The 24,891-nt window shown below is 72.2% G+C and carries 22 protein-coding genes and 1 pseudogene; 10 read left to right on the forward strand and 13 right to left on the reverse strand.

Annotation, left to right across the window (positions count from 1 at the left end; translation table 11 throughout):
* Positions 1–28: 28 nt before the first annotated feature.
* The 5 genes from pucL to ACIF80_RS31110 form a co-directional block, all read right to left on the reverse strand.
* Positions 29–949, reverse strand: a complete 921-nt coding sequence (pucL, locus tag ACIF80_RS31090) for a factor-independent urate hydroxylase (RefSeq protein ID WP_399810671.1) — start codon at positions 947–949, stop codon at positions 29–31.
* 5 nt (positions 950–954) lie between these two features.
* Positions 955–1,362 carry a hydroxyisourate hydrolase gene (gene uraH / locus ACIF80_RS31095; protein WP_399810673.1) on the reverse strand — a complete coding sequence of 136 codons (408 nt, stop codon included), beginning with the start codon at positions 1,360–1,362 and terminating at the stop codon, positions 955–957.
* Positions 1,363–1,375: 13 nt separating this feature from the next.
* A complete protein-coding gene (uraD, locus tag ACIF80_RS31100) occupies positions 1,376–1,903 on the reverse strand; it encodes a 2-oxo-4-hydroxy-4-carboxy-5-ureidoimidazoline decarboxylase (RefSeq protein ID WP_399810675.1) in 528 nt (175 codons plus the stop codon).
* A gap of 159 nt (positions 1,904–2,062) precedes the next feature.
* The gene (locus tag ACIF80_RS31105) at positions 2,063–2,431 is read right to left on the reverse strand and encodes a helix-turn-helix domain-containing protein (RefSeq protein ID WP_399810676.1); all 369 of its coding nucleotides are present in this window, start codon (positions 2,429–2,431) and stop codon (positions 2,063–2,065) included.
* The gene (locus ACIF80_RS31110) at positions 2,428–2,679 is read right to left on the reverse strand and encodes a hypothetical protein (RefSeq protein ID WP_399810678.1); all 252 of its coding nucleotides are present in this window, start codon (positions 2,677–2,679) and stop codon (positions 2,428–2,430) included. Before ACIF80_RS31110 ends, ACIF80_RS31105 begins: the two co-directional genes overlap by 4 nt.
* Positions 2,680–3,387: 708 nt before the next feature.
* On the opposite strand from ACIF80_RS31110, the gene ACIF80_RS31115 reads away from it, so the two are divergent.
* Together ACIF80_RS31115 and ACIF80_RS31120 are read left to right on the forward strand one after the other, a co-directional pair.
* Positions 3,388–5,073, forward strand: a complete 1,686-nt coding sequence (locus ACIF80_RS31115; protein WP_399810680.1) for a ribonuclease J — start codon at positions 3,388–3,390, stop codon at positions 5,071–5,073.
* Between the two features lie 95 nt (positions 5,074–5,168).
* Positions 5,169–5,897 (forward strand): spermidine synthase, encoded by a 729-nt coding sequence (locus tag ACIF80_RS31120; protein ID WP_399810681.1) that lies wholly within the window; start codon positions 5,169–5,171, stop codon positions 5,895–5,897.
* 137 nt (positions 5,898–6,034) lie between these two features.
* Here ACIF80_RS31120 and ACIF80_RS31125 read toward each other — a convergent pair whose 3' ends face one another.
* From ACIF80_RS31125 to ACIF80_RS31140, 4 genes are all read right to left on the reverse strand, one after another.
* Positions 6,035–6,541 carry an AAA family ATPase gene (locus tag ACIF80_RS31125; RefSeq protein ID WP_399810683.1) on the reverse strand — a complete coding sequence of 169 codons (507 nt, stop codon included), beginning with the start codon at positions 6,539–6,541 and terminating at the stop codon, positions 6,035–6,037.
* A gap of 413 nt (positions 6,542–6,954) precedes the next feature.
* Positions 6,955–7,197, reverse strand: a complete 243-nt coding sequence (locus tag ACIF80_RS31130; RefSeq protein WP_399810684.1) for an acyl carrier protein — start codon at positions 7,195–7,197, stop codon at positions 6,955–6,957.
* Between the two features lie 625 nt (positions 7,198–7,822).
* Positions 7,823–8,851 carry a cytochrome d ubiquinol oxidase subunit II gene (locus ACIF80_RS31135; protein WP_399810686.1) on the reverse strand — a complete coding sequence of 343 codons (1,029 nt, stop codon included), beginning with the start codon at positions 8,849–8,851 and terminating at the stop codon, positions 7,823–7,825.
* A gap of 105 nt (positions 8,852–8,956) precedes the next feature.
* Positions 8,957–10,375, reverse strand: a complete 1,419-nt coding sequence (locus ACIF80_RS31140; protein ID WP_399810688.1) for a cytochrome ubiquinol oxidase subunit I — start codon at positions 10,373–10,375, stop codon at positions 8,957–8,959.
* A gap of 519 nt (positions 10,376–10,894) precedes the next feature.
* Here ACIF80_RS31140 and ACIF80_RS31145 point away from each other — a divergent pair.
* From ACIF80_RS31145 to ACIF80_RS31160, 4 genes are all read left to right on the forward strand, one after another.
* A complete protein-coding gene (locus ACIF80_RS31145; protein WP_399810690.1) occupies positions 10,895–11,752 on the forward strand; it encodes a TIM barrel protein in 858 nt (285 codons plus the stop codon).
* A gap of 39 nt (positions 11,753–11,791) precedes the next feature.
* Entirely contained in the window at positions 11,792–12,694 is a 903-nt protein-coding gene (locus ACIF80_RS31150) for a 2-hydroxy-3-oxopropionate reductase (RefSeq protein WP_399810691.1), read from the forward strand.
* Positions 12,695–12,747: 53 nt separating this feature from the next.
* Positions 12,748–12,987 carry a hypothetical protein gene (locus ACIF80_RS31155; RefSeq protein ID WP_399810693.1) on the forward strand — a complete coding sequence of 80 codons (240 nt, stop codon included), beginning with the start codon at positions 12,748–12,750 and terminating at the stop codon, positions 12,985–12,987.
* Between the two features lie 161 nt (positions 12,988–13,148).
* Positions 13,149–13,883: a TIGR04222 domain-containing membrane protein gene (locus ACIF80_RS31160; protein ID WP_399810695.1), complete on the forward strand. Its 735-nt coding sequence runs from the start codon at positions 13,149–13,151 to the stop codon at positions 13,881–13,883.
* Between the two features lie 39 nt (positions 13,884–13,922).
* Here the strand turns inward: ACIF80_RS31160 and ACIF80_RS31165 are convergent, their stop codons facing one another.
* Positions 13,923–14,222 (reverse strand): GPP34 family phosphoprotein, encoded by a 300-nt coding sequence (locus ACIF80_RS31165; protein ID WP_399810847.1) that lies wholly within the window; start codon positions 14,220–14,222, stop codon positions 13,923–13,925.
* Positions 14,223–14,467: 245 nt separating this feature from the next.
* Between ACIF80_RS31165 and ACIF80_RS31170 the strand changes: the two genes are divergently transcribed.
* The gene (locus ACIF80_RS31170) at positions 14,468–15,706 is read left to right on the forward strand and encodes a sensor histidine kinase (protein ID WP_399810849.1); all 1,239 of its coding nucleotides are present in this window, start codon (positions 14,468–14,470) and stop codon (positions 15,704–15,706) included.
* Between the two features lie 60 nt (positions 15,707–15,766).
* Here the strand turns inward: ACIF80_RS31170 and gcl are convergent, their stop codons facing one another.
* Positions 15,767–17,551 (reverse strand): glyoxylate carboligase, encoded by a 1,785-nt coding sequence (gene gcl / locus ACIF80_RS31175; protein ID WP_399810696.1) that lies wholly within the window; start codon positions 17,549–17,551, stop codon positions 15,767–15,769.
* Positions 17,552–17,847: 296 nt separating this feature from the next.
* Between gcl and ACIF80_RS31180 the strand changes: the two genes are divergently transcribed.
* Together ACIF80_RS31180 and ACIF80_RS31185 are read left to right on the forward strand one after the other, a co-directional pair.
* Entirely contained in the window at positions 17,848–18,636 is a 789-nt protein-coding gene (locus ACIF80_RS31180; protein ID WP_399810698.1) for a hypothetical protein, read from the forward strand.
* A gap of 52 nt (positions 18,637–18,688) precedes the next feature.
* Entirely contained in the window at positions 18,689–19,210 is a 522-nt protein-coding gene (locus tag ACIF80_RS31185) for a GNAT family N-acetyltransferase (protein ID WP_399810699.1), read from the forward strand.
* Here the strand turns inward: ACIF80_RS31185 and ACIF80_RS31190 are convergent.
* Both ACIF80_RS31190 and ACIF80_RS31195 read right to left on the reverse strand, forming a co-directional pair.
* A pseudogene (locus ACIF80_RS31190) lies at positions 19,206–19,854 on the reverse strand (AMP-binding protein); the annotation flags it as partial. The gene ACIF80_RS31185 and the pseudogene ACIF80_RS31190 sit on opposite strands and share 5 nt — an antisense overlap.
* Before the next feature lie 8 nt (positions 19,855–19,862).
* On the reverse strand, positions 19,863–21,536 hold the full coding sequence (locus ACIF80_RS31195; RefSeq protein ID WP_399810701.1) for an AMP-binding protein: 1,674 nt from the start codon (positions 21,534–21,536) through the stop codon (positions 19,863–19,865).
* Between the two features lie 498 nt (positions 21,537–22,034).
* Between ACIF80_RS31195 and ACIF80_RS31200 the strand changes: the two genes are divergently transcribed.
* Positions 22,035–24,866, forward strand: coding sequence for an AAA family ATPase (locus tag ACIF80_RS31200; RefSeq protein WP_399810703.1), 2,832 nt, complete (start codon positions 22,035–22,037; stop codon positions 24,864–24,866).
* Positions 24,867–24,891 lie beyond the last annotated feature (25 nt).

Raw genomic sequence — 24,891 nt, forward strand, 5'->3', positions numbered from 1 at the left:
TCCGCGCGTTCTCTTCGTCTCTTCGTTCTCAGAGGTTGGTGAGGTCCGCCGGTATGAGCGCCTCGCAGCCGTCGCGCAGGATCGTGGCTTCGATCAGGCCGTAGGGGCGGTCGGCGGCGAAGTACACGGCGCCGTCCGCGCTGTCGTTGTCGAGCCCGAAGGGTTCCAGGTCCACCTGGAAGTGGTGTCTGTTGGGGAGGGAGAAGCGGACCTCGTCTATCTCCTCGCGGTGCTCGATGATCTGCGCGCCCATCCGGTACATCGTCTGCTGCAGGGACAGGGAGTACGTCTCGGCGAAGGCCTGGAGCAGGTGCTGCCTCGTCCGCGCGTAGGACGTCTCCCAGTCGGGCATCGTCTGCCCGTCGTCGGTCCAGTTGAACCGCCACCGGGCGGCGACCGAGGTGGCGAGGATGCGGTCCCGGGTCTCCTTCAGGGTCGTGTACCTGTCCTTGACGAAGCCGTGGAACTCGGAGTCGGTGGAGTTCAGCACCGTCAGGTCCTTCAGACCCGAGACGATCTCCCACCGCTCGCCGTCGTAGGTGATCTGCGTGAGCCGGGTCTCCTGGCCCGTGCGGACGAAGGAGTGCTCGCCGCGCTCCCGCTGGTGGGTACCGGAGGTCGCGATCCTGTCCCAGGCGTACTCCTCGACGCGGATGCGGGCCCGGTGGATGGGCTCCTGGGAGGTCACGAAGTGCCGGGCGAGGTGGATGCCGAACTGCTCGGCGGACTCGATGCCGTGCTCCTTGGCGAAGGCGAACACGGTGTTCTTGGTGGTGTCGGTCGGCAGGACGTTGGCGTTGGAGCCGGAGTGGTGGACGTCCTCCATGTCGCCGGACAGGGCGACGGAGACGTTCAGGTCCTTGATGTGGTGGGTGGCGCCGTCCCTCGTGATCCTGACGACGCGGTTCTCCGCTTTGCCGTACTGGTTCGGGCCGAGAATCGTGGGCATGTCTGCTAGCTCCCTCGGTATACGGAGTAGCCGAACGGGTTGAGCAGCAGCGGTACGTGGTAGTGCTCGCCCGGTACGACGGCGAACGTGATCGCCACCTCCGGGAAGAACACTCCGGTGCCGCTGTCCCGGTGCGCGGGGGCGTCCTGCCGTGCCTCGGCTCGCCTGTCGGTGGGATGTGGCTCGAAGTACGGCTCCACGGCGAAGTCGAGCCGTACGTGGGTGGTGCCCTCCGGCAGCGCCGGGAGGTCCTTGCACCGCCCGTCCTCGTCGGTCGCGGAGCCGCCGAGCGCCTGCCAGTGCCCCTCCCGGCCCGAGCGGGCGGAGAGCCGGACGGCGACGCCCCGGGCGGGGCGGCCGACGCTGGTGTCCAGGATGTGCGTGGACACGGAAGCGGTGGTCTCGGTGCTCATGCGGGCACTGCTCCTAGGGATGTCGGGGCTGCCGGTCCGCTTCGGCCAGCCGGGCCAGGCGTATGCGGTTGATCCTCCCCAGCTCGGTGCGGACGGTCTCGCGTTCCCGCTCCGGCGTGTTACCGAGGCGCTCCCTGACCGCGTCGCGCATCTGCTCGCCGGTCCGGCCGGTGGCACAGATGAGGAACACATGGCCGAACTTCTCCTGGTAGGCGAGGTTCAGCCCGAGCATCTCCGCCTTGAGGCGGTCCGACGCGGAGGCCATGCCGCTCTGCTCCCGCGCCGAGGCCGGGTCGCCGGGCCGGGGCCTGCCGATCGGCGGGTGCCCGGCCATCGCCTCGTCGAGGTCCGCCGCGGTCAGCCCGCTCGTGGCGGCGTCGGCGGCGGCGTACAGATCATCGACGGTCGGGTACGGGCGGCCGGCGAGCAGCCGCCGGGCCCAGGCGGTGGAGGCGCACACCTCGCGGAGGGCGGCGAGGGCCGCGCTCTCCTCCAGGGCGTTGAAGCGGGCCAGGCCCTGCGGCGTGGAAGCGGACGTCACGGAAGCCTCCCCCGGCCGGGAACGGCCGTCCTGCGGAACGGGCGTGCGAACAGCTAACGCCGCCCCGGACCATCACGTCAACAGTTTGTTGAAAAACGTGGCGTCCGGGCCACCCCCCGAAAACCGGCCGAAGCCCTTCAGGAGCCCCTCAGAAGCCTCTCAGGAGCCTTTCTCCCGGTTGAGGTAGTTGTAGACGGTGAAGCGGCTGACGCCGAGCGCGCCCGCCACCGTCTCGACACCGTGCCGGACGGCGAAGGCGCCGCGCGCCTCCAGGCTCCGTACGATCTCCTGCTTGGCCCTGCGGTCCAGGTCGGCGAGGGGTCTGCCGTGCCGGCGCTCCAGCGCGGCGAGGAGGTGATCGAGGGAGTCGGCGAGCTGGGGAAGGCGCACGGCGACGATGTCGGTGCCCTCCCAGGCGAGGACGACGTCGTCGGGACCCGCCTCGTCGGGCGGGAGCAGCCGCCCGCCCATGGCGTCGACGAGCGGCTTGACGGCGGCGATGAACGACTCGTCCGCCCTGCCGCTCATCCCTCGGCCTCCGCGACCACGTTGACCTGGAGCGAGACCCGGGTCGCACCGGCCTCCAGGCTGCGGCGCAGCAGGGCGTCCACGGCGGCGAGGACCACGTCGGCGCCGCCCTCCGCGGTGTTCCCGAACGGCCCGACGTCCACCGAGTCCAGCGCGGCCCTCTCCACGACCTCCCGGGCCACCACCGCATGCGCGGGCGCCTCGTCCAGATCGAAGGGCTCGGTCGTGAACTCCACTCTCAATCGCATTGCACTCCCCGAACGCGCCCTTGACCTGCACCTTCACCCAGATCGCCCACCGCGAGGGCACATCAGGGCGCAGCAGGGACGCATCAGTCGGCTGCTTCACCACCGCGATGCGCCCCGGACCAATCGATTTCACTGGGACGGAGCCGCTTCGTCCGCCACCAGGGGACCCTAACCGACCGGGGCCCCCTCCGCCCTGCACGTGCCCGAGCCGCCCGCGCAACGCCATGGCCCCATGGCTGGTCGTCCTGCATCCGGCCGCCCCGTCGAGCGCGCACCGGTCCGTCGGCTCCGAGCATCTGCCCGCAGACACCTCAACGCCTGGCCCACGGACAGAAACCGGGCCGGAATCCCGGCAGGAGCCGGGTCCCACCACCCCGGCGTCACCGCGCCTCCTGGGCCGTCGAGCGGACAGGTCGCGTGCAGGGGTGTCGGCTCCCGGTACGTCGAACCGTCATGGCGGCGGCTCCGGCCGGCCCGGTGCGGTGTCCATGGCCGTGCACGGGGGCCCGGCCGACAGGACAGCGGGTGCGGCGGCGACCGGCAGGGCAGCGAGGGCGACGAGTGCCGGGCGGGCCCGCGTGGACCGGGCGGTGGGACGAGGCCGACGACGGCGTCCAGCGGCAGCCGTATGCCGAGGCCGGAGACTGCGGCACCGAAGAACACCGACGTGGGGCGGCCCGCCAGGAACGCCTCGGCTAACGTCAGGGTATGAGCCATCCGCACCCCGAACTAAAAGCCGCCCCGCCACTGCCCGAAGGAGGGCTGAGGGTCACCGCCTTGGGCGGCCTGGGCGAAATCGGCCGCAACATGACCGTCTTCGAGCACGCCGGAAAGCTGCTCATCGTGGACTGCGGGGTGCTGTTCCCCGAGGAGACGCAGCCCGGGGTGGACGTGATCCTGCCCGACTTCACGTCGATCAGGGACCGTCTGGACGACATCGCGGCCGTCGTCCTGACCCACGGGCACGAGGACCACATCGGGGGCGTGCCCTATCTGCTGCGTGAGCGGTCCGACATTCCCGTCGTCGGGTCGAAGCTGACGCTGGCGTTCCTGGAGGCCAAGCTCAAGGAGCACGGCATCCGGCCCCGGACGGTACGGGTGAAGGAAGGCGACCGGCGGGGCTTCGGCCCCTTCGAGTGCGAGTTCGTCGCGGTCAACCACTCCATCCCGGACGGGCTCGCCGTGGCGATCCGTACCGGCGCCGGGCTGGTGCTGCACACCGGTGACTTCAAGATGGACCAGTTCCCCCTCGACGACCGCATCACCGACCTGCGCGCCTTCGCCCGCCTGGGCGAGGAGGGCGTGGATCTGTTCCTCACCGACTCGACCAACGCCGAAGTGCCCGGCTTCACCACCTCCGAGCGGGAACTGAATCCGGCGATCGAGCAGGTGATGCGTACCGCGCCCCGGCGGGTCATCGTCTCCAGCTTCGCGAGCCATGTGCACCGCATCCAGCAGGTCCTGGACGCCGCCCACCAGCACGGCCGCAAGGTGGCGTTCGTGGGCCGCTCGATGGTCCGCAACATGGGCATCGCCCGCGAGCTGGGTTATCTGAAGGTCCCCTCCGGTCTGGTCGTGAGCACGAGGGAACTGGAGAAGCTCCCCGACCACCGGATCACCCTGGTCTGCACGGGATCGCAGGGCGAACCCATGGCCGCGCTGTCGCGGATGGCCAACCGCGACCACCAGATCCGCATCGGCGAGGGCGACACGGTCCTGCTCGCCAGTTCCCTGATCCCCGGCAACGAGAACGCCATCTACCGGGTGATCAACGGGCTGACCCGGTGGGGCGCCCACGTCGTCCACAAGGGCAACGCCAAGGTGCACGTCTCCGGGCACGCCAGCGCCGGCGAACTCGTCTACTGCTACAACATCGTCAAGCCCCGCAACGTCATGCCCGTCCACGGCGAGTGGCGCCATCTGCGGGCCAACGCCGCCCTCGCCATCCGCACCGGAGTCGCCCCCGAACGGGTCGTCGTCGCCGAGGACGGGGTCGTCGTCGACCTCGTCGACGGGCGTGCGTCCATTACCGGCAAGGTGCCCGCGGGCAACGTCTACGTGGACGGCATGGAGGTCGGCGGCGCAACCGAGGCATCCCTCAAGGACCGTCTCACCCTGGCCGAGGAAGGCGTGGTCACGGTCGTGGCGATCGTGGACGCCGACACCGGCGTGCTGGCCGAGGCACCCGACTTCCTGGCCCGCGGCTTCGTCCACGACGAAACCACGTTCGAACCCGTCGTCCCCCTCATCGAGAAGACGCTGGCCACCGCCGCCGAGGAAGGTATCGGCGACGCACACCAGCTCGAACAGCTCGTCGCCCGCGCCGTGGCCAACTGGGCGTTCCGCACCCACCGCCGCAAACCCCTCATCATCCCCGTCATCATCGACGCCTGACCGGGCCGCACCCCGTATCACTCGCCCCGGGCGCGGACTGCCGGCGCCACCTCAGCGGCACCCCCGTGCCCGACGGACATCAGAAAGGTGGACGGATGAGCCTGCGCTTCGAGGAGCTCGACTGGCGGGAGACACCGATCGGTGAGATCAGTCTGCGACGGCGCCGTCATCCGGTCTCGGGCGAGGATGTGTACGAGGTCAAGCTCGGCGACGAGTTCTTGATGTCCAGCCTCTTCACCGCCGGCGAGATCGCGCTGGCGGAGCTGGGGCTGGCCGAACTGCCGAACACCGAACTGGACGTCGCCGTCGGCGGACTGGGTCTCGGATACACGGCCCGGGCAACACTGGACGACCCACGGGTCCGTAGGCTCACGGTGATCGACGCACTCGCGGAAGTCATCGACTGGCACCAGCGGGGCCTGGTCCCCCTCGGGACCGGGCTCGCGTCGGATGCCCGGTGCCGCCTGGTCCACGGCGATTTCTTCGCGAGGGCCGGCGGCACCGGCGGACTGGACCCGAAGGAACCGGACCTCCGATTCCACGCCATCCTGCTGGACGTCGACCACTCGCCGCGCGATGTGCTCCACCCGCGCCACGCTGCGCTCTACCGGCCGCCCGGGCTCCGTTCTCTCGCCGGGCATCTCCGCCCCGACGGCGTATTCGCCCTGTGGTCGAACGATCCCCCCGACGAACAGTTCCTCTCCGCCCTCACCGAGGTCTTCGCGGAGTCGGCGGCACATGTCGTCGAGTTCACCAACCCGCTGCAGGGCGGTACGTCGGCCAACACCGTCTATGTGGCCGGCACAAAAACAGGCGCGTATTAAAAGCGTCCACGGGCCGCCCGGGTCGCTTTCCCCGCCGGGTGGCCTTTCCTCCGGAGGCAGCGGACCGCGGGCGAACTCGTCGGGCCGGTATACGCAGACGCCCCGGCCCACCTACCGAAGGCCGCCTGCCCTGCCACTCAGTGATCAGCCGGGTTACCCGGTGATCCGGGGGCATGCGGCGGCTCGGCACGTACCTCGAAGCCACCGCGGCCATCGAACCGCACCTCGTGCACCGCATCGAACCCGGCTTCCGTCGAGGGCTTGCGGAGCTGTCCCAGCGTGGCCAGGACGCCGATGTCCGGGACGCGGGCACGGCCCTCGCGGGCGGCGTTGCGCCGCAGCGAGCCGCTCACGTCCGGTGGGAACCAGTACGCCGTCGCAGTGGCACCGTGGGCGTGGGCCAGTTCCACCAGCGGGGTCCACTCCCGCGGTGACGGGTTGGTGTTGTCCACGGCCACCGGCCGCCCGGCGGCCAGGTGCTCGTCCACCAGCCGCATCTGCCGCCGCTGCTTGTTGCGGGCGCCCCGTGGGAACAGGTCCTTACTGACCAACGTGTACCGGCCGGACAGGCGCTGGTCGAAGAAGGTGGACTTCCCGGACGCCTGGAGTCCGACGAACACGGCCACGTCCGTTCCCGTCGTCATGCGGCCACGATGCCACGCCGTCCGGTGATGTCCGACCGTCACCGGAGGCCGGCTCCTGGGAGCGGAGCTCCCGCTGGACCGCGCTTGCCGCATGTGCCGGAGGCTCTTGCCCCGGGCCGCGGCGAGGGCCGCACAGACACCCACCGCCTGCCCGGTGGCCATCGAGACCGGCATGACGGGGGCGAGCCGTGCGACTCGCAGGGGCGGCGCGCCTCGCTGTTGCAGAGAATCCCGCCCCTCCGGGCACGAGCACAGAAGCCGCCGGGCGCTCGGAGATGCGCTCCCTGCGCGCGTCTTCCCGCCCGACGACTTCCGCATCGGGACGGACACCGGCGTGGGTCACCGCCGACCGGTCCCCCGCGAGTGCGTCGACTCGGGTGCTCGAAGGGCGGGCCCGCAACGTGACCGAACCGTCAGCCGACGGCAGGGCCTGCCTTCTCGGTGCCGGACAGTTGAGCCAGGAACTCATGACAGCGAGCTGCGCGTTGCGAGTCCTGTTCCATGACGTTCCGGAAGAAGTCGGCGATCTCCTTCTGGTTGGCGTTCTCCGCGTCGCGCACGTACTGCCCGTAGTCGTGCCCCGCCTTCAGCGAGTGGTACTGCACGGAGATGAGGTCGTACACGACGTCACTGAATCCTGTTTCACCCGTTGCCATGAGCCCTCCTGAACGTGTGAGAACCAGATCGGAAGGCCGGGTATCACGTCCTCTCCGGCTGAAACCAAACCCAGCCCTCTGCCGGCGCGGCCTGACACCGTGCAGGTGGACAGCATCCACGGGGGCGCCGGCGTCACCCGGTCCTGACCGGCACTCCCTTTGCTCGCCGAGACGCGCCTGTGCGGGTTCCTCGTCCACCTCGTCCGTCCCGGCAGGCCGCCCCTCGCCGCAGCGCACCGGTCCTCCGACCCGGAAGGCAGGCACCCGTTGAACACCGGCAACTACGTCGAGCCCGCGACGCCCCAGGCACGTCAGGCTCCTCGTCGGTCCGGTGCTCGACTCGATCGCCCTCGTGCCGGCCGTCATCGGACTGCCGGACAACAGCCCGTCGGGCCCCCGCCTCCTCGGCTTCGAGTGGGGCATCGCCGACCTGGGTCGTCCTCAGCCTCCTCGCGGCCGCGCATGGCGAAACGCGTCTCGCTGTCCGGAGCGGGGGCGGAACCGGCCCGCCACTGTCGGCCGAGCCGCGGATGTCTCCTCCGGGGCGGGGAACGACACCGCCCGGTGGGGCGGAAGCGTCTGAGCCTCTGCCGTCAGGGGTGAGGTGGGCCGCCCCATGAGGCCGTCAGGGTGATGTACGGCCGTGCGTGCTCGGCGCTTCGGCGGTGCGTGCCCGCTGGAAGGTGCCGTAGAGGAGCCACAGGGACGGGATCAGCAGGATGGCGCCGCAGGCGAGGACGATGAGGCAGGCGGAGAGCACGGCGGGCTGGGAGGCGGCTCGGTCCACGGTAAGGCTGCCGATCAGCATGGCGGGGTACTGGGCCGCGCCCCACGCCCATAGGATCGCGGCGACGGCCAGCGCAGCCGCTCCGCGCGCCACGACATGGCGCCGCCGGGTGAGCAGCCCGAGGCCCACGACACCGCTGACCGTGCTGAGCAGGACCAGCGGCAGCGCCCGGTGGGTGAGCCCGTGGAAGAGCTGGGGGGCGTCCGCGTGCAGCACGGCGATGCCGGCCAGGGCGACGGCTCCGCTCGCCAGTCCGCTCGCCACGGCCCGTCGGGCGAAGGCCCGCGCCAGCTCGGGATCTCCCTCGCGGTCGGCGTCCGCGCACAGATAGACGGCAGCGAGATGGGCGCAGGTCAGGACCGCCAGGACTCCGCCGAGCACGGAGGTGGGGTTGAGCCAACTGGTGATCACATCACCCCGGGCGAGCCCGGCCGGTACCCGGCCGGAGGCGACTCCACCGGCGACGGCGCCGAGGAAGAACGGGGTGACCAGCGAGGACACGGCGAAGCACGCACCGAAGAGCCGACGCTGCCACAGTTCGGTGCTGGCCTTGCGGAAGGCGAAGGCGGCGCCGCGGGCGATGATGCCGAGCGCGGCGAAGGTCAGCGGCAGGTAGAGGGTGGACATCACGGCGGCGAAAACCGGTGAGAACCCGGACCAGAGCAGCACGACGACGAAGATGAGCCAGACGTGGTTGGCCTCCCAGATCGGCCCGATGCTGTGCTCGATCAGCCGCCGTTGTGGAGCGCCCCGGCGCGCGCCGCCGGCGAGCAGGTCCCACACACCGGCGCCGAAGTCGGCGCCTCCGAACAAGGCGTAACAGGTCAGCCCGACCCACATGACGGCGAGGGCGGTGTCGGCGAGCACGGGACCTCCATGGCAGACGTCGCGTTCGTGAGGACGGCAGTGGAGGAATCGAGATGAGAGCCCCGGGGACCGGACCGGTCCGGCGAGCCGAGGACGGTGTCCCGGTCAGACCACGGGATACTCCCGCACATCCGCCTCCTGAGGTGCGGCCGGAATGGCCGTACCACGTGCCAGACGGCGGAGCACGTAGACCGTGGCGGCGGTCATGGCGGCGTACACCACCAGCACCAGCCACAGCCCCACCATCAGGCCGGGCGCCGGGTTGACGGCGTCCCGTACGCTCATCACCCCCCAGACGATCCACGGCTGCCGGCCCAGCTCGGTGACGCTCCAGCCGCTCTCCAGCGCGACCACGGAAGCCGGACCGGCGAGTGCGACGAGCACCAGCAGCAGGCGGCTCCCGCGCCGGTCGAGGAGTTCGCCGCCGGAGCGCCGGGTGCGCCACCACGCCAGGAACAGCCACAGGCCGAGGGCCAGCAGGAAGAAGCCGACGGCGACCATGAGGTCGAAAGCCCAGTGCACACCGGTGACGGCGGGCCACTGGCTGCGGGGCACCTGGTCCAGTCCTTTCACCACCGTGTCCGTCCGGTATCCGATCAGCAAGGAGAGCCCGTCGGGGATCTCCAGCCCGTACTTCAGTCCGTCCTGCCCGGCGACACCGCCGATGGTGAGCGGGATGTGGGAGCCGGTGCGGTACACGCCCTCGATGGCCGCCAGTTTCACCGGCTGATAGTCGGCCAGGAACCGGGCGACCCAGTCGCCCACGACGATCTGGAAGGGCGCGACCACTGCCCCGACGGTGAACGGGATGGCGAAGCCCGCCTTGTGGTAGGCGTCGCGCCGGCCTCGCAGCAGGGCAACGGCGTACACGGCGGCGGTCAGGAACGAGGCCACCATGAACGCTGCGAGGATCATGTGCACGGTCTGCGGCGGGCTCGCCGGGTTCAGCATCGCCGCCCAGGGATCCACCTGTACGACCTTGCCGTCGCGCAGGGTGAATCCGCGGGGCTGGTTCATCCAGGCGTTCGCGCAGACGACGAAGAACGCGGAGGCGGTGCCCGCGATCACGATGGGGATGCCCGTCAGCAGGTGCCTGCGCGGCGGCAACCGGTCCCAGGCGTACAGATAGATGCCGAGGAAGATGGCCTCGATGAAGAACGCGAGGCCCTCCAGTGCGAAGGGCAGCCCGATGACCTGACCGAAGCGTCCCATGAGGCCGGGCCACAGCAGCCCCATCTCGAAGCTGAGGATCGTACCGGACACCGCGCCCACCGCGAACAGCACGCCCATGGCCCGCGCCCAGCGCCGGGCCAGCAGTTTCAGCGCCGCGTTGTTCCTGCGGATGCCCAGCCACTCCGCGAGGAGGGTGAGCGCGGGCAGGCCCACGCCGAGGCAGGCCACCACGATGTGCCAGGCCAGGGAGAAGCCCATCTGTGCCCGCGCCGCCGACAGGTCCCCCTCTGTCGCGGCGCGTGCCAAGACCACTAGGGGCCACGGAGCGGAGCCAACAGCGATGGCGTTCACAAGCAACTCTCCCGCGTGCCTGAAGGGCTATCACCGCAGGCTGCCCCCGGCATCCCCGGCACCGGCCCACGGCCATTTCGGGATACCCATCACATTTATATGCAAACCAGCCAGAGGCATGAATGGCCGGCTGCCCTGATCGCGCCACCCCCACCCGGACGACGTGGCGCCGTACGCCATGAGGGGAGCTCGATCCGGAATCCAACCGGCCACGGCGCGAGCCCGGCCTGCCGCGCCGCAGGACTTCACTCTCCATCGCACGCGTTCAACCCAGCCGCTCCGATCGCCCCCTTGCACCGGCCGGGAGCACCCCGGCCCGAGCCCCGGGAGCCGGGCGGGGGCGAACGGGCAGGGGCGCGCAGGCCGGGCCCGGCAGGTCTTCGGCCTCCCCTCATTCTTGCCGCCGCTCCCCTTGACAGCCCCCGAGCCCCACGGGCAATCTTCCATCAGATAGAAGAAGCTTTCCATAATACGGAATCCAAGGAGCGATTGTCGTGACCGGAAGGGAGTGCGGCCCCGATGCCAGGTGCTGAGTGGAGTGCCGCCGCAGACCAGCGCTTCGTCGTCAACCTGTCGATCCTCTTCACCGAACTCCCGCTCCTGGAGCGCCCCGCGGCAGCCGCCGCGGCCGGCTTCACCGCGGTCGAGCTGTGGTGGCCCTGGACCGACTCACCGGCACCCGCGCGCTCCGAACTCGACGGGCTGAGAAAGGCGATCGGGAACGCCGGCGTCCGGCTCACCGGCCTGAACTTCTACGCCGGGCAGCTCCCCGGCCCCGACCGCGGCGCCCTGTCGCTGCCGGGTGAGGAGTCGGAGCGGTTCCGCGCCCATGTCGACGTGGCCGCGGACTTCGCCGAATCCCTCGGCTGTACGGCCCTCAACGCGCTGTACGGCAACCGCGTCGAGGGCGTGGACCCGGCCGAGCAGGACGCGCTCGCCCTGGAGAATCTCGTCCTCGCCGCCCGCGCCGCCGACCGGATCGGCGCGATGCTGCTGATCGAGGCGCTGAACCGGCCCGAGTCGCCGCGGTACCCGCTGGTGTCGGCCCCGGCGGCGGTGGAGGTCGTCGACCGGGTGAACGCGGCCACGGGGCTGGGCAACGCCCGGTTCCTGATGGACCTGTACCACCTGGCCATGAACGGCGAGGACCTGCCGGCGGTGATCGAACGGTACGCCGCGCGGACCGGCCATGTGCAGATCGCCGACAGCCCCGGCCGCGGCGCCCCCGGCACGGGCGTGCTCCCGCTGGAGGACCTCCTCGGCCGTCTGCGCACAGCGGGCTACACGGGCTGGGTCGGGCTGGAGTACAAGCCGGGCGACCGGCCGAGCGCGGAGGCCTTCGACTGGCTGCCCCGCAGGGCCCGTGCGGCCCGCTGATCACTCCTTGTCCCCGCGTGTGCAGAGAGGCCTCCCACCATGAGTGACGCCCCCGACATCCTTCCCCGGATCGCCTGGATCGGCCTCGGCATCATGGGCTCCCCCATGTCCGAGAACCTGATCGGGGCGGGCTACGACGTCACCGGCCACACCCTGGAGCAGGAGAAGCTGGACCGGCTGGCCGCCGCGGGCGGCACTCCGGCCTCCTCCCTCGCCGGGGCGGTCCGGGAGGCGGACGTGATCATCACGATGGTGCCCGCCTCCCCGCAGGTCGAGGCCGTCGCGTACGGGCCCGAGGGCATCCTCGAGAACGCGCGGCCCGGCGCCCTGCTGATCGACATGTCCTCGATCACCCCGCAGACGTCCGTCGACCTGGCCGCCGCCGCGAAGGACAAGGGCATCCGTGTGCTCGACGCACCGGTGTCCGGTGGTGAGGCGGGTGCCGTCGAGGCGGTGCTGTCCATCATGGTCGGCGGTGAGCAGGCCGACTTCGACGCCGCGAAACCGCTGTTCGAGGTGCTCGGCAGGACCGTCGTCCGGTGCGGCGCGCACGGTTCCGGGCAGACCGTGAAGGCCGCCAACCAGCTGATCGTCGCCGTCAACATCCAGGCGTGCGCCGAGGCCGTGGTCTTCCTCGAGAAGTCCGGCGTGGACCTGGCGGCCGCACTGGACGTCCTGAGCGGCGGCCTCGCGGGCTCGACCGTACTGACCCGCAAGAAGGACAACTTCCTCGGCCGGGACTTCGAGCCCGGTTTCCGGATCGACCTGCACCACAAGGACATGGGCATCGTCACCGACGCCGCCCGCGCCGTCGGCGCGGCCCTGCCCGTCGGCGCCGTGGTCGCGCAACTCGTCGCGAGCCTGCGCGCGCAGGGCGACGGCGCACTGGACCACTCCGCGCTGCTGCGCGCCGTGGAGCGCCTGTCCGGCACCCGGGTCTGAGCACGCCGGGGCCTCCGGGTGCGGATCCGCCCTGCGGGCAGCAGCCTGGAGGCATGGCAGACCCCGCAAAGCATCCGCACATCGTGGTGCACTCCCCGGCGCTGGACGGCTCGCGCCGGGTCACCTCCGGCGACGAGACGCTGGGCGTCGCCTCGCACATCGACGACGTGGGCGAGATCCTGCGGCTCGCCGATCTCTACGTCACCGACGTCGAGGGGGCGGACCTCATCGAGTGGCAGGGGGGCGGCCCCGAGGACTGGCCGGGCCTGTCGGAGGAACACCACGAGGCCTGACCGCCACCGGTCTACGGCAGCGGCCGTAGACCCGCTACGGCACCCTCAAATCGACCTCTGAACCGCGTCCTGGAGGCTTCGAGCACCCCCGCCGCCGGGCAGAAACCCCTCACGCGGGGCCCGCCGGCACGGGGGCGGCGGGCCCCGGTTCAGGGGGAACCATGGGCGACTGCATCCACTGCTCCGACGCTCGGCGGACGCCGCACGAGATCGCGCTGCTCCGCGACGGCCCGCGTGCCGCGGTCACCGTCGCCGTCGTCGCCCTGTACCTGCGGGGCGCCCTCGAAGCGGGTCCGCCGGGCACCGTGCGGGTCTCCCGGCCGACGGAGACCGGTGACGCGGGGCGACCCCCGCCGTCCCTGCCGCCCTTGCCGCCCCTCCCTCCCGTCGGAGTCCCGCTGGACCCGCCGGCCACGGACGGCGCGGACCCCGCGGAGCCCGTCGACACCACGCTCCGGGCCCTGATGCTGGAGAGTGCGGTGCACGGCGCCCTCGACGAACCCACCGGTCTGGGCGAGTTGGTCCGCCACCCGGAGGTGCGCTGGGCGGTGGCCGAGGTACGCGTCGGCCTCGCGGAGGCCGGGCTGCTGACCTACCCCCTGCTCAGGCCGACCCGCGCCGCCCGCCGCCAGGTACGGGACCTGCGGGAACAGCACCCGCTCCCCGCCGTCCGGCGCGGCCTCACCCCGGACGACACCCTGCTCGCCGTCGCGCTCCACGGTGAGCAGGGCCTGCGGGTGTTCGTGCCGCGCTTCGCCCTCCGGGCGGGGCTCACCGCCCGGGTCAGGATCGGGAACAAGAGCATGCTCCGCCCTTCCCGGAGCTCCGGAACCTACGGCAGCTCCGGCGGCAACCACTACTGCGGAGGCGGGGGCGGTTGCGGCGGCGGAATGTAGTGGAGATGTGGGGGCCGGGGTACGGAGGCCGGGCGGGTCCTACGACGTGATCACGGCCGGCGTGACGGCGGTGCTCGAGGCAGCGACGGCCGCGGCGGTCCGCGTCACCGCCGTGTGCACGGCCTGTGCGCCCCAACTGCCGTTTTCCAGCGCCTTCGCACGCTCACGGACCTCGGCCCACCGGATGAGGGCGGGCCGGAGTGTCTGCAGGGTGCCGCTCGACGAGAGCAGCGCGATCACCGCGGCGGCGGTACGGGCGTCGGGACTCTCCCCGGCCTCCGGTACGGCGCGGATCTCGGGACCGCTGTCCCGCTCTCCCGAAGGGGGCTCCGGCGGCAGTACGGCGTGTCACGGGTCCATATGACAGACGTCACGGAAAGCCATGACAGACCGCACTTCCGCTGCCTGAGGACCGCGGGGAGTGTGGAGGTCATGAACACCGTCATGGAAGAGACCGGCCTGCGGCGGAGCTGCCAAAGGCGCGCCCCCGTACACGCCGTGTGCGGCGGCGGTGCCGCCGCGGGCCCCCGGCGTTGAGTGCAACGGATCCCAGGACGAGGGAGCCGGGGACCGAGACCGTGACCATGACCGTGCACGACTGGGTGGAACGGCTCGGCGGGCCGGACGGCCCCGGCCGTTATCGCCGGTACGCGCTCCTCAGCCTCGGCTACTTCGCCGTCTTCGAAGTCGGGCTGTGGGCCCTGTGGATGGCACAGTCGGATGCCGGCACGCCCACGCTGGCGTCCGTGGCCGCGTTGGCCTCCGCCCACGTCGTGACCCAGACGCTGCTCTCCCGCGCCGCTCTTCGCCACTATCTCGGCACCGGCCCCCGGCCCGATCGGCTGATTTCGCTGTACACGGCCGTGACCGTGGTCCTGGCCGCCCTGGGGTGTTCGCTGCTGGCCACCGGCCGCATCGACGAACGAGGCCTGACGACCTGTCTGTTCTGGCTGTTGATGTTCTACCCCGGGCCTCCGGCGCTGGCACTGCCGCGCCGTCCGGGAGCGGTGCTGGTCGCGGTGGTCTCGCTGTCCATCGCGGCGGGCGGCGTTGCGGTGGGGCTCTCCGGGACGTGGCTGGCGCTCGTGCTCGGCGCCACCCTGATCATGGCGCCCTTCATGGCCGGGGCGGTCCGGGCCACCGGCTGGGGCGTGCGCCTGGTCGAGGAGCTGGCCGCGGCACGGCAGACGCAGGCACGGCTCGCCGTGGCGGAGGAGCGGCTGCGTTTCGGCCGCGACCTGCACGACGTGCTGGGGCGCAACCTCGCGGTGGTGGCGTTGAAGAGCGAGCTCGCGGTGCAACTGGCACGACGGGGACGGCCTGAGGCGGTGGAGCACATGGTGGAAGTACAACGCATCGCGCAGGAGTCGCAGCGGGAGATCCGCTCGGTGGTGCGCGGCTACCGCACCGCCGATCTGCACACCGAACTCGCCGGAGCCCGCTCCGTGCTGGAGGCGGCGGACATCGCCTGCCGCATCGGGGACGGGCCGGCGGACCGGCTCCCCACCGACGTCCAGGCCGCACTCGGCTGGGTGGTGCGCGAGGGAACGACGAACGTGCTGCGCCACGCGCCGGGCGCCTCGCGCTGCACCGTGTCGCTGCGCACCGCGGGCACGGGCGCGGTACGTCTGACGATGGAGAACGACGGCGCACCCGGCGCCGAAGGAGGTGCGGGTACCGGCCTGTCCGGACTGCGCGAGCGCCTGTCCGGGCTGAACGGCACACTGACCGCGGAACGGCGCCCCGGAGGCGTGTTCCGACTGACGGCGCACATTCCGTGGAAGGAAGGGCAGGAAGGAGAGGCGGAGCACGGGGGCCGGTGACCGGGGCCCCGCCGACCGGCCTTCGCCCGCCCCTCCGTCATGAGCCGGGCTCCCCGCTCGTCAGACCTTCAGCGTCCTGATGGACGTCGGCGCGTGCCACGGCTCCGTGGCGGTCTCCTCGAACTCGACGACGTCGCCTATGTCGTTGGTGGTCGACATGGCGATGTCGGTGACCCGCTCGAGGACGGCCTCGACGACGACCGGCACCCTGTGCTCCGCGGCGAGCTCCTTCGCCCGTTCCAGGGCCGCGCCCAGCTCACCGGGGTCGGTCACCCGGATCGCCTTGCAGCCGAGGCCCTCGGTGACCCGGACGTGGTCGACGCCGTAGACGCCGAGTTCGGGCGCGTTGATGTTCTCGAACTCCAGGCTGACCTGGAAGTCGATGTCGAACGCCCGCTGCGCCTGCCGGATGAGGCCGAGGTAGGAGTTGTTGACCAGCACATGGATGTACGGGATCTTGTGCTGCGCCCCGACGGCCAGCTCTTCGAGCATGAACTGGAAGTCGTAGTCCCCGGACAGGGCGACGACCTGGGCTCCGGGGTCGGCCCTGGCCACGCCGAGTGCCGCCGGGACGGTCCAGCCGAGGGGGCCGGCCTGGCCGCAGTTGATCCAGTGCCGCGGGCGGTGGACGTGGAGCATCTGGGCGCCGGCGATCTGGGAGAGGCCGATGGCCGAGACGTACCGGGTCTCGGGGCCGAAGGCCCGGTTCATCTCCTCGTAGACGCGCTGCGGTTTGATCGGGACGTCGTCGAAGTGCGTACGCCGCTGGAGGGTGGCCCGCTTCTCCTGGGCCGCCGCCGCCCAGGCGGAACGGTCGGGCAGCCCGCCCTCGGCCCTGTGTTCCTTCGCGACCCGGACGAACAGCTCCAGCGCGGCGCGCGCGTCGGAGGCGATGCCGTAGTCGGGGGCGAAGATCCGGCCGATCTGGGTGGGTTCGATGTCGACGTGGACGAACGTCCGTCCGGCCGTGTAGACGTCGAGCCGGCCGGTGTGGCGGTTGGCCCAGCGGTTGCCGATGCCGAGGACGAAGTCGGCTTCCAGGAAGGTCGCGTTGCCGTAGCGGTGGGAGGTCTGGAGGCCGACCATTCCGGCGTTCAGCTCGTGGTCGTCGGGGAGGGCGCCCCAGCCCATCAGGGTGGGCACGACCGGCGTGCCGGTCAACTCCGCGAACTGCACCAGCAGTTCGGATGCGTCGGCGTTGATGACTCCGCCGCCCGCGACGATCAGCGGGCGCTCGGCGGCGTTCAGCATGCCGAGCGCCTTCTCGATCTGGGCGCGGCTCGCGGCGGGTTTGTGGACCGGCAGCGGCTCGTACGTGTCGGGGTCGAACTCGATCTCCGTCTGCTGCACGTCGATCGGCAGGTCGATCAGGACGGGGCCCGGCCGGCCGGAGCGCATGAGGTGGAAGGCCTGCTGGAAGACGCCGGGAACCTGCGCGGCCTCGAGGACGGTCATCGCCATCTTGGTGACCGGCCGCGCGATGGCGGCGATGTCCACGGCCTGGAAGTCCTCCTTGTGGATCACCGCGGTCGGGGCCTGGCCGGTGACGCACAGGATCGGGACGGAGTCGCCGGTCGCGGAGTACAGGCCGGTGATCATGTCGGTCCCGGCCGGACCGGAGGTGCCGACGCAGACGCCGATGTTTTCCGGCCGGGCGCGGGTGTAGCCCTCGGCCATGTGCGAGGCGCCCTCGACATGGCGGGCGAGGGTGTGGGTGATGCCGCCGGAGTCCTTGAGCGCCGCGTAGAACGGGTTGATCGCCGCGCCGGGGACACCGAACGCGTCGGTGACGCCCTCACGCTTGAGGATCTCGACTGCCGCGCGGGCAGCGGTCATTCGAGCCATGGAGCACTCCTGTTTCGACTGTCGGATGCGCACTCCGGTCGTGCCCTGCGGTGAGGCCCCTCCCGGCCGCGTCGACTTCCACCTGATATTCCGCAATACGGAAAGTAACTTCTGCTATCTGGAATGAATGTAAGCGGGCCCCGCACAGGCCGTCAAGGGAGCCGTGTGCGTGCGGTCCCCGGGCCGGATGCGTGCGTCCGGGAACGGCAACCGCCGGACAGGCCGGGGGTCGTGGGAGGACGATGGGGGCGCCGGCCTGAGCTGAGGACGTCGTCCGGGAACGGAAGTGGTGGGCCATGCCCGAGAGCGTGTCCGTACGCTGTCCGGCCTGTCGGAGCGAGCACCGCTACACGGCGCCGTCGTACCCGTGCGCGTGCGGCGCGCCGGTCGTACCGCCGCTGGATCCGGAGGCGGTGCCGACGCCGGTCGTCCATCGCGTCTGGCGGGAGGAATGGGTCACCGTGCGCTGCGGACGCTGCGGGCGGCCCGGCGAGTGGCCACGACCGGAGTTCGGCTGCCCGTGCGGGACGGTGCTGCGGATCCCGGTGGCCGGCCCGGACACCGCTCCCGCCCCGGACGGGTCCCCCTGGCCCGCCTCGGACATCGCACCTGCCTCCTACGGCACACCCGCCTCGTACGCCGCACCCGCACCGGACGGCATCCCCGCACCGGAGTCGCCGACGGCCGCCCCACCCGCTTCACGCCGCCCCGGCGTCCCTTCCGTGCCGATCCGCACCGCGCGGGACGCGGTCACGGCGACCGTGCTGTATCTGCGCCTGCTCGGCCACGACGACATCCGCCGCGCCCACCGGCGTCCCCCGTCCGGCATCGGGCTGGCCGGCCGGGGTGTCCTCGCCCTGGTCGACCCGTCGGCACGTCCGGTGACGTCGCGGGACGTGGAGTGTCTGTGGCTCATGTCCATGTCGGAGTCCGCCCGGTGTCTGTGCTTCACCCTCGCCGGGTACGCCCCGGACGCCCGGGAGCGCGCCGACCGCCTGGGGGTCCCGCTGTTCCTGCTCGACCTCACCGGCACCCCGCAGCCGGTGAACGCCCCGGCCCACGCGCTGGACGCCACCCGCTCCTGAGAAGCCCGAAAACCCGGGGACGTTCCCGCCCCCGCCGTCCGATACTCGGCGCATGCGTACGCACATCCGGCCCGCCACCCCCGACGAGCTGTCCGCCCTCCAGGACATCGAACGGGCCGCCGGCGCCTCCTTCCGGACCCTGGGCATGCCGGAGATCGCCGACGACGAGCCGCCCGCCCTCGACACCCTCGACCACTACCGGCGGGCGGGCCGCTGCTGGGTCGCCGCCGACGAACGGGACCGGCCCGCCGCCTATCTGATCGCCGAACCGGTGGACGGCGCGTTCCATCTCGAGCAGGTCTCGGTGCACCCGCGCGCCGCCCGCCGGGGCGTGGGCCGGTCCCTGATCGCCCACGCCGCCGAGCAGGCCCGCGCGCAGGGCCTGAGCGCCCTGACCCTGACCACCTTCGCCGACGTCCCGTGGAACGCCCCGTACTACGCCCGCCTCGGTTTCCGCACGCTGGCCGAGGCCGACCTGACGCCCGGTCTGCGCCGGATCCGCGCCCGGGAGGGCGAGCACGGGCTCGACCGGTGGCCGCGCGTGTGCATGTCCCGAAGTCCCGGCCGGCCATGACGTTGTGGTGGGAGAGGGTGGCGCCCTTGGGGAAGCCGGTGGTGCCCGAGGTGTACTGGATGTTGACCGGGTCGTCGCAGCTCGGTCCGGCGGCGACGGCGTCGAGCCGCTCGCGTGGCACGGTGGCGGCGCCCTCGGTCATCGCGTCCCAGGACGGGTCGCCGATGTACACGGCCTCCCGCAGCCCCGGGCAGTTCCCGCGCACCTGGTCCACCGGCGCCCGGTAGTCGCTGCCCTTGTGGGAGAGCGAGGCGATCAGCACCGCGACACCGGCCTGCCGCAGGACGTACTCCAGCTCGTGGGCGCGGTAGGCCGGGTTGATGTTCACCATGATCGCGCCGATGCGGGCGGTGGCGTACTGCGTCAGGACCCACTCCGGACAGTTGACCGCCCAGAGCCCGGATGCCGACGCGGTCGCCGGTCGTGATCCCCTTGGCCGGCAGCCCGCGCGCCACCTCGTCGACCGCGGCGCCGAACTCGGCGTAGGTCCAGCGCCGGCCCGAGGGCACGTCGACGAGGGCCTCGCGGTCCGGGTACGCGGCGATCGCGCGGTCGAGATTGGCGCCGACGGTGTCGCCGAGCAGCGGGGTGGTGCTCGTCCCGTGGCTGTACGACGGGGAAGGCGCGGGGGTCGGGGCCGGGATCGACGGGGTCACCGGAAGTCCTCCTCGCGGTACTCGGCGTCGGAGCCCGCCGCCGTGGCCTCGCGCAGCTCGATGCGGCGGATCTTGCCGGAGACGGTCTTGGGCAGCTCGCCGAACTCCAGCCGGCGGATCCGCTTGTAGGGGGCGAGCACCTTGTGGGAGTGCTCGAAGAGCTCCCTCGCGGTGTCCGGGCCGGGCCGGTGGCCCTCCGCGAGCACGATGTACGCCTTGGGCACGGCCAGGCGCAGCTCGTCCGGGGCGGGCACGACGGCCGCTTCGGCGACCGCCTCGTGCTCCAGCAGGGCGCTCTCCAGTTCGAAGGGGGAGATCTTGTAGTCGGAGGCCTTGAACACGTCGTCGGCGCGGCCCACGTAGGTGAGGTAGCCGTCGGGGTCGCGGGAGCCGATGTCGCCGGTGCGGTAATAGCCGCCGGCCATGGCCTGTGCGGTGCGGTCGGGGTCGCCGTGGTAGCCGGTCATCAGGCCCACCGGGCGGTTCGACAGGTCGAGCGCGATCTCGCCCTCGGTGGCGCCGGGTGCGCCGGAGACGGGGTCGAGGAGCTCGACCCGGTAGCCGGGCCCCGGGCGGCCCATGGAGCCGGTCCGCAGGGGCTGGCCGGGGCTGTTGGCGATCTGGACGGCGGTCTCGGTCTGGCCGAAGCCGTCGCGGATGGTGACGCCCCAGGCGCGCCGGATCTGTTCGATGACCTCGGGGTTGAGCGGTTCGCCGGCGGCCACCACCTCGCGCGGCGGGGTACGCAACCCGGTCAGGTCGGACTGGATGAGCATGCGCCACACGGTGGGCGGGGCGCAGAAGGTGGTGACGCCGGCGCGGTCCATCTCGGCCATGAGCCGGGCGGCGTCGAAGCGCGCGTAGTTGTGCAGGAAGACGGTCGCCTCGGCGTTCCACGGGGCGAAGAGGTTGGACCAGGCGTGCTTGGCCCAGCCGGGCGAGGAGATGTTCAGGTGCACGTCGCCGGGTGTGAGCCCGATCCAGTACATGGTCGCCAGGTGTCCGACGGGGTACGAGGTGTGGGTGTGCTCGACGAGTTTGGGCTGTGCGGTGGTGCCCGAGGTGAAGTACAGCATCAGGGGGTCGTCGGCGAGGGTGGGTCCGTCGGGCGCGTAGTGCTCGGCGGCGCCGTAGGCGTCCTCGTAGGGCAGCCACGCCTCGCCGGCGCCCCCGCCGACGGCGATGCGGGTGTAGTCGCCGGGCACCTCGTCGAACTTCGAGGTGTCGGCGGCGCGCGTGATCACGTGCCGGACGCGGCCCCGGTCGACGCGGTCGCGCAGGTCGGCGGGGCCGAGCAGCGGGGTGGCGGGGATGACCACGGCGCGCAGTTTCATCGCGGCGAGCGCGGTCTCCCAGAGTTCGGCCTGGTTGCCGAGCATGACGAGCACCCGGTCCTCGGCACGTACGCCCTGCTGCCGGAGCCAGTTGGCAACCTGGTCGGAGCGGCGGGCCAGTTCGGCGAAGGAGAGCCTGGTCTGCCCGCCGTCCTCCTCCACGAGGTGCAGGGCGGTGCGGTCGTTGCCGTCCGCGATCACGTCGAACCAGTCGAGCGCCCAGTTGAAGCGGTCGGGGCGCGGCCAGCGGAAGCCCTCGTAGGCAGTGGTGTAGTCGTCGCGGTGTTCCAGCAGGAAGTCCCGGGCCCTGCGGAACTCCTCCGTCGCCGTCGTCATGTGTTTCCTTCCGTCGCCGTCGTCATGGGTGCTCCGTCCTCCTCGGCCCCGGACCTTGCCTGGCGCCTCCGTGCCATCGTCTAATCCGTGACGCAGGTCTCACTACCCCTGAAAGGGGATGTGGGCTCATTCGGGAGCCACGACGGAGAGGCGAACAGGTGACAGCCGACCCGGGCGGGGACGGACAAGGCGGTGGCGGCCGGGCGGCCGGGGGCGACGGGCGGAACCGTGAAGGCGTGTCCGCGCCCGGCGATGCGCGAGCCGGGTGTGCGGACGGGTGGGGAGACGGCGGTCTCCGCACGCGGGGCGGGGTGGTTGCCGTAGGTTTGCGGTGTTCTCGCGGGGTCGGCATTACCGGTGATCCGGGGTTTCCGGCCGGTGTGCCGGGACTTTGGATTTCATCCGCGCGTCCGCTGTTAAATGCCTCACGACGTCGCCCCTCCGAATTCAACTGACCCGGTGCCTAATATTGGCCAGGACACGCCACAGGAGGGAGCGGTGACCGTGCGCCGGGACTTCAAGGATCCTGCCAGGTGCCGTCCCGACCTGGTCATCGGCAGGGAGGAGCCGTTCACCGAAGCGCGCGAGCAGCTGGCCCGCGGGGGCAGCGTGCTGCTGCACGGGCCGGCCGGAATAGGCAAATCGACCGTGCTGCGGGCACTTGCGGCGGAAAACGCGGGCGGGGCGCCCACGGTGTTGCGCTGCTCCGCCACGGAGTCCGAATCCCACCTTCCGTTCCTGGCGCTTGCGGATCTGTTCGGCCTGGTCCTCGAAAGGGTCTGCGGTGCGCTGCCCGTCGCGCAGCGCACCGCCCTGGAGTCGGCGCTCACCGGCCGCGGCGAGTCCACGCTCCAGCGGGACGGGCTCGCGCTGCGCCTGGCGGTGCTGTCCACCCTGCGGGCGCTGGCCGCCGAGGGGCCCGTCCTGGTCGTCGCCGACGATCTTCAGTGGCTGGACTCGGCCAGCGCGGAGCTGCTGGGCTTCGCCGCCCGGCGCCTCGGCGACGCGCCGGTGCAGATGCTGTGCGCGGTGCGGACCGAGGGCACGGAGGGGCAGGAGTACGACCGTCATCTGCGGGCCTGCCCGCCGGACACGCGGGTGGTCCGGCTGGGCCCGTTCTCCCGTACCCAGGTGTCCGCGCTGCTCGACCACCGCGGTTACACGGGGTTGTCCCGCACCACGGTCCGCGACATCCACCGCACCAGCGACGGCAACCCGTTGTTCGCGCTCGAACTGGGCCGTGCCCTGGCCGAGAGCCCGGCCCGGCCGCGCCCCGGCGAGCCGCTGCCGGTGCCGACCTCGCTGCGCGCCCTGGTGCTCAGCCGGCTGGAGATGCTGTCGGACGACGCGCGCCGCACCCTGCTGGTGGCCAGCGCCGGTGCCCGCCCGACGCCGGCGCTGCTGCACGCGGCCGGCCGGGACCACGCCGAGGAGGAGACGGCCCAGGCCGCCGCGCTGGGGCTGCTGGCGACGGACGCGGAGGAGCCGGCGCTGCGGTTCGCGCATCCGCTGATCTCGGCCGCTCTGTACGCGGAGGCCCCCGCGCACGAGCGGCGGGCCGCGCACGCCGCGCTGTCCACGGCGGCCTCCGACCCCATCGAGCGGGCCCGGCATCTGGCCCTCGCCACGACCGGTACCGACCCGGAGGTGGCGGCCCGGCTCGCCGAGGCCGCCGCGCTGGCCCGCGACCGCGGGGCTCCCTCGGTCGCCGCGTCGCTGGGGCTGCTGGCCGCCCGCCGCACCCCGGCCGACCGTACGCCGGGCCCGGACGAGCGGCGGCTGCAGGCCGCCGAGGACGCCATCACCGCGGGAGAGGCGGATCTCGCCCGGGACATCGCGCGCGAGGTGCTGACCCGGGCCACGGTGCCCGCGGAGCGGGTGCGGGCGTGGATGGTGGTCATCGAGGCGGCCGGGCAGGCGCTCGGCGAGGTCGACGCGGTCTTCCCGCAGGTACTGGCCGACGCGGGCGACGACCCGCGGCTGCTCGCCCTGGTCCACTACCAGCTGGCCTGGCGGGAACTGGTGGTCGACGGTGACTTCGGCAAGGCCCGGCGGGAGGCCGCGCACGCGGCGGACCTGGCGGCGCGGGGCGCGGACCGGCGCACCGAGCTGATGGCGCTGGCCTTCCAGTCGTCCACCGAGACCCTGATGGGCCACCCGGACGCCCCGGCCACCATCAAGCGGGCCCTGAGGGAGCCCCAGGACCCCTATGTGGCCTGCCACCACAACGGTGCGGGCATGGCCAGGTTCCGCTGGCTGCTCATGAGCGACCAGCTGCCCGAGGCCCGCAAGAGCATCACCGGGCTGCTGCGGGAGGCGCGGCGGCGCGGCATGGTCGAGAGCGAGGTGCACTTCCTGCGCTTCCTCGCCGACACGGAGCTGCGCTCCGGGCACTGCGGCCGCGCCCTGGACCTGGCACGGGAAAGCCTGCGGCTGGCCCGGGACTCCGGGATCGGGGAGGGCGCCTCGGCGATGCTCGCCTCGCTCGCGGAGGCCTCCGGCGGGGACGTGGAGCGGGCGCTGGCACTGGCGCGGGAGGCCGCCGACCACGCCGAGGTGGACGGCGACCAGATGTACCTCTCGCGCGCCCTGGCCGCCTTCGGCTATGCCCAGTCGGTCGCCGGGGACGCGGCGGGCGCGGTCCGCTCGCTGCGCCGGGTGCGGGAGCTGGAGCAGGGCATGGGCATCACCGACCCGGCGCGGGGCCGCTGGCACGGCGATCTCGCCGAGGCGCTGGTCCGGATCGGTGAGCCCGGCGAGGCGCAGGAACTCATCAATCTCACCCGGGTGCACGCGCTGCGGCTGGACCGCGCGGGCGTCCTCGCCGTACTGGACCGCGCGGAGGCCCTGGTGCGGGCGGCCCGCGGGGAACACGAGGCCGCGCAGAAGCAGTTGACGTCGGCGCAGGGCCGGCTGGGCCGGCTGGGGTACGGGCTGGAGGAGGCGCGGGCCGCGTTCGCGCTGGCCCGGCTGCGCGCCCGGCGCCCGGGGACGGCCTCGGGTCATGCTCCCTACGACGAGGCCGCCCGGCTGTTCCGGCGCTGCCGCGCGCTGCCCTGGCTGCGGCAGGTGGACACGGCCGTGGCCGCCGGTCCGGTGGAGCCGGACACGGTGTCCGCGGCCACCTCGGCGGCGCTGGACGGCCTCGCCTCGATGGAACGGCAGGTCGCCTCGCTGGTGATGGAGGGGGCCACCAACCGGGAGATCGCCGCCCGGCTGTTCATCAGCGTCAAGACGGTCGAGGCGACGCTCACCCGGGTGTACCGGAAACTGGGCATCCGGTCGCGGGTGGACATCGTCCGTCTGGCCGCGGGCCGCCGCACCAAGTGACCCCGGGGAGCCTGGGGGACGGCGG

This window comes from Streptomyces sp. NPDC085927 (genome assembly GCF_044540975.1).
In the GTDB taxonomy this organism is placed as follows: Bacteria; Actinomycetota; Actinomycetes; order Streptomycetales; family Streptomycetaceae; genus Streptomyces; species Streptomyces hirsutus.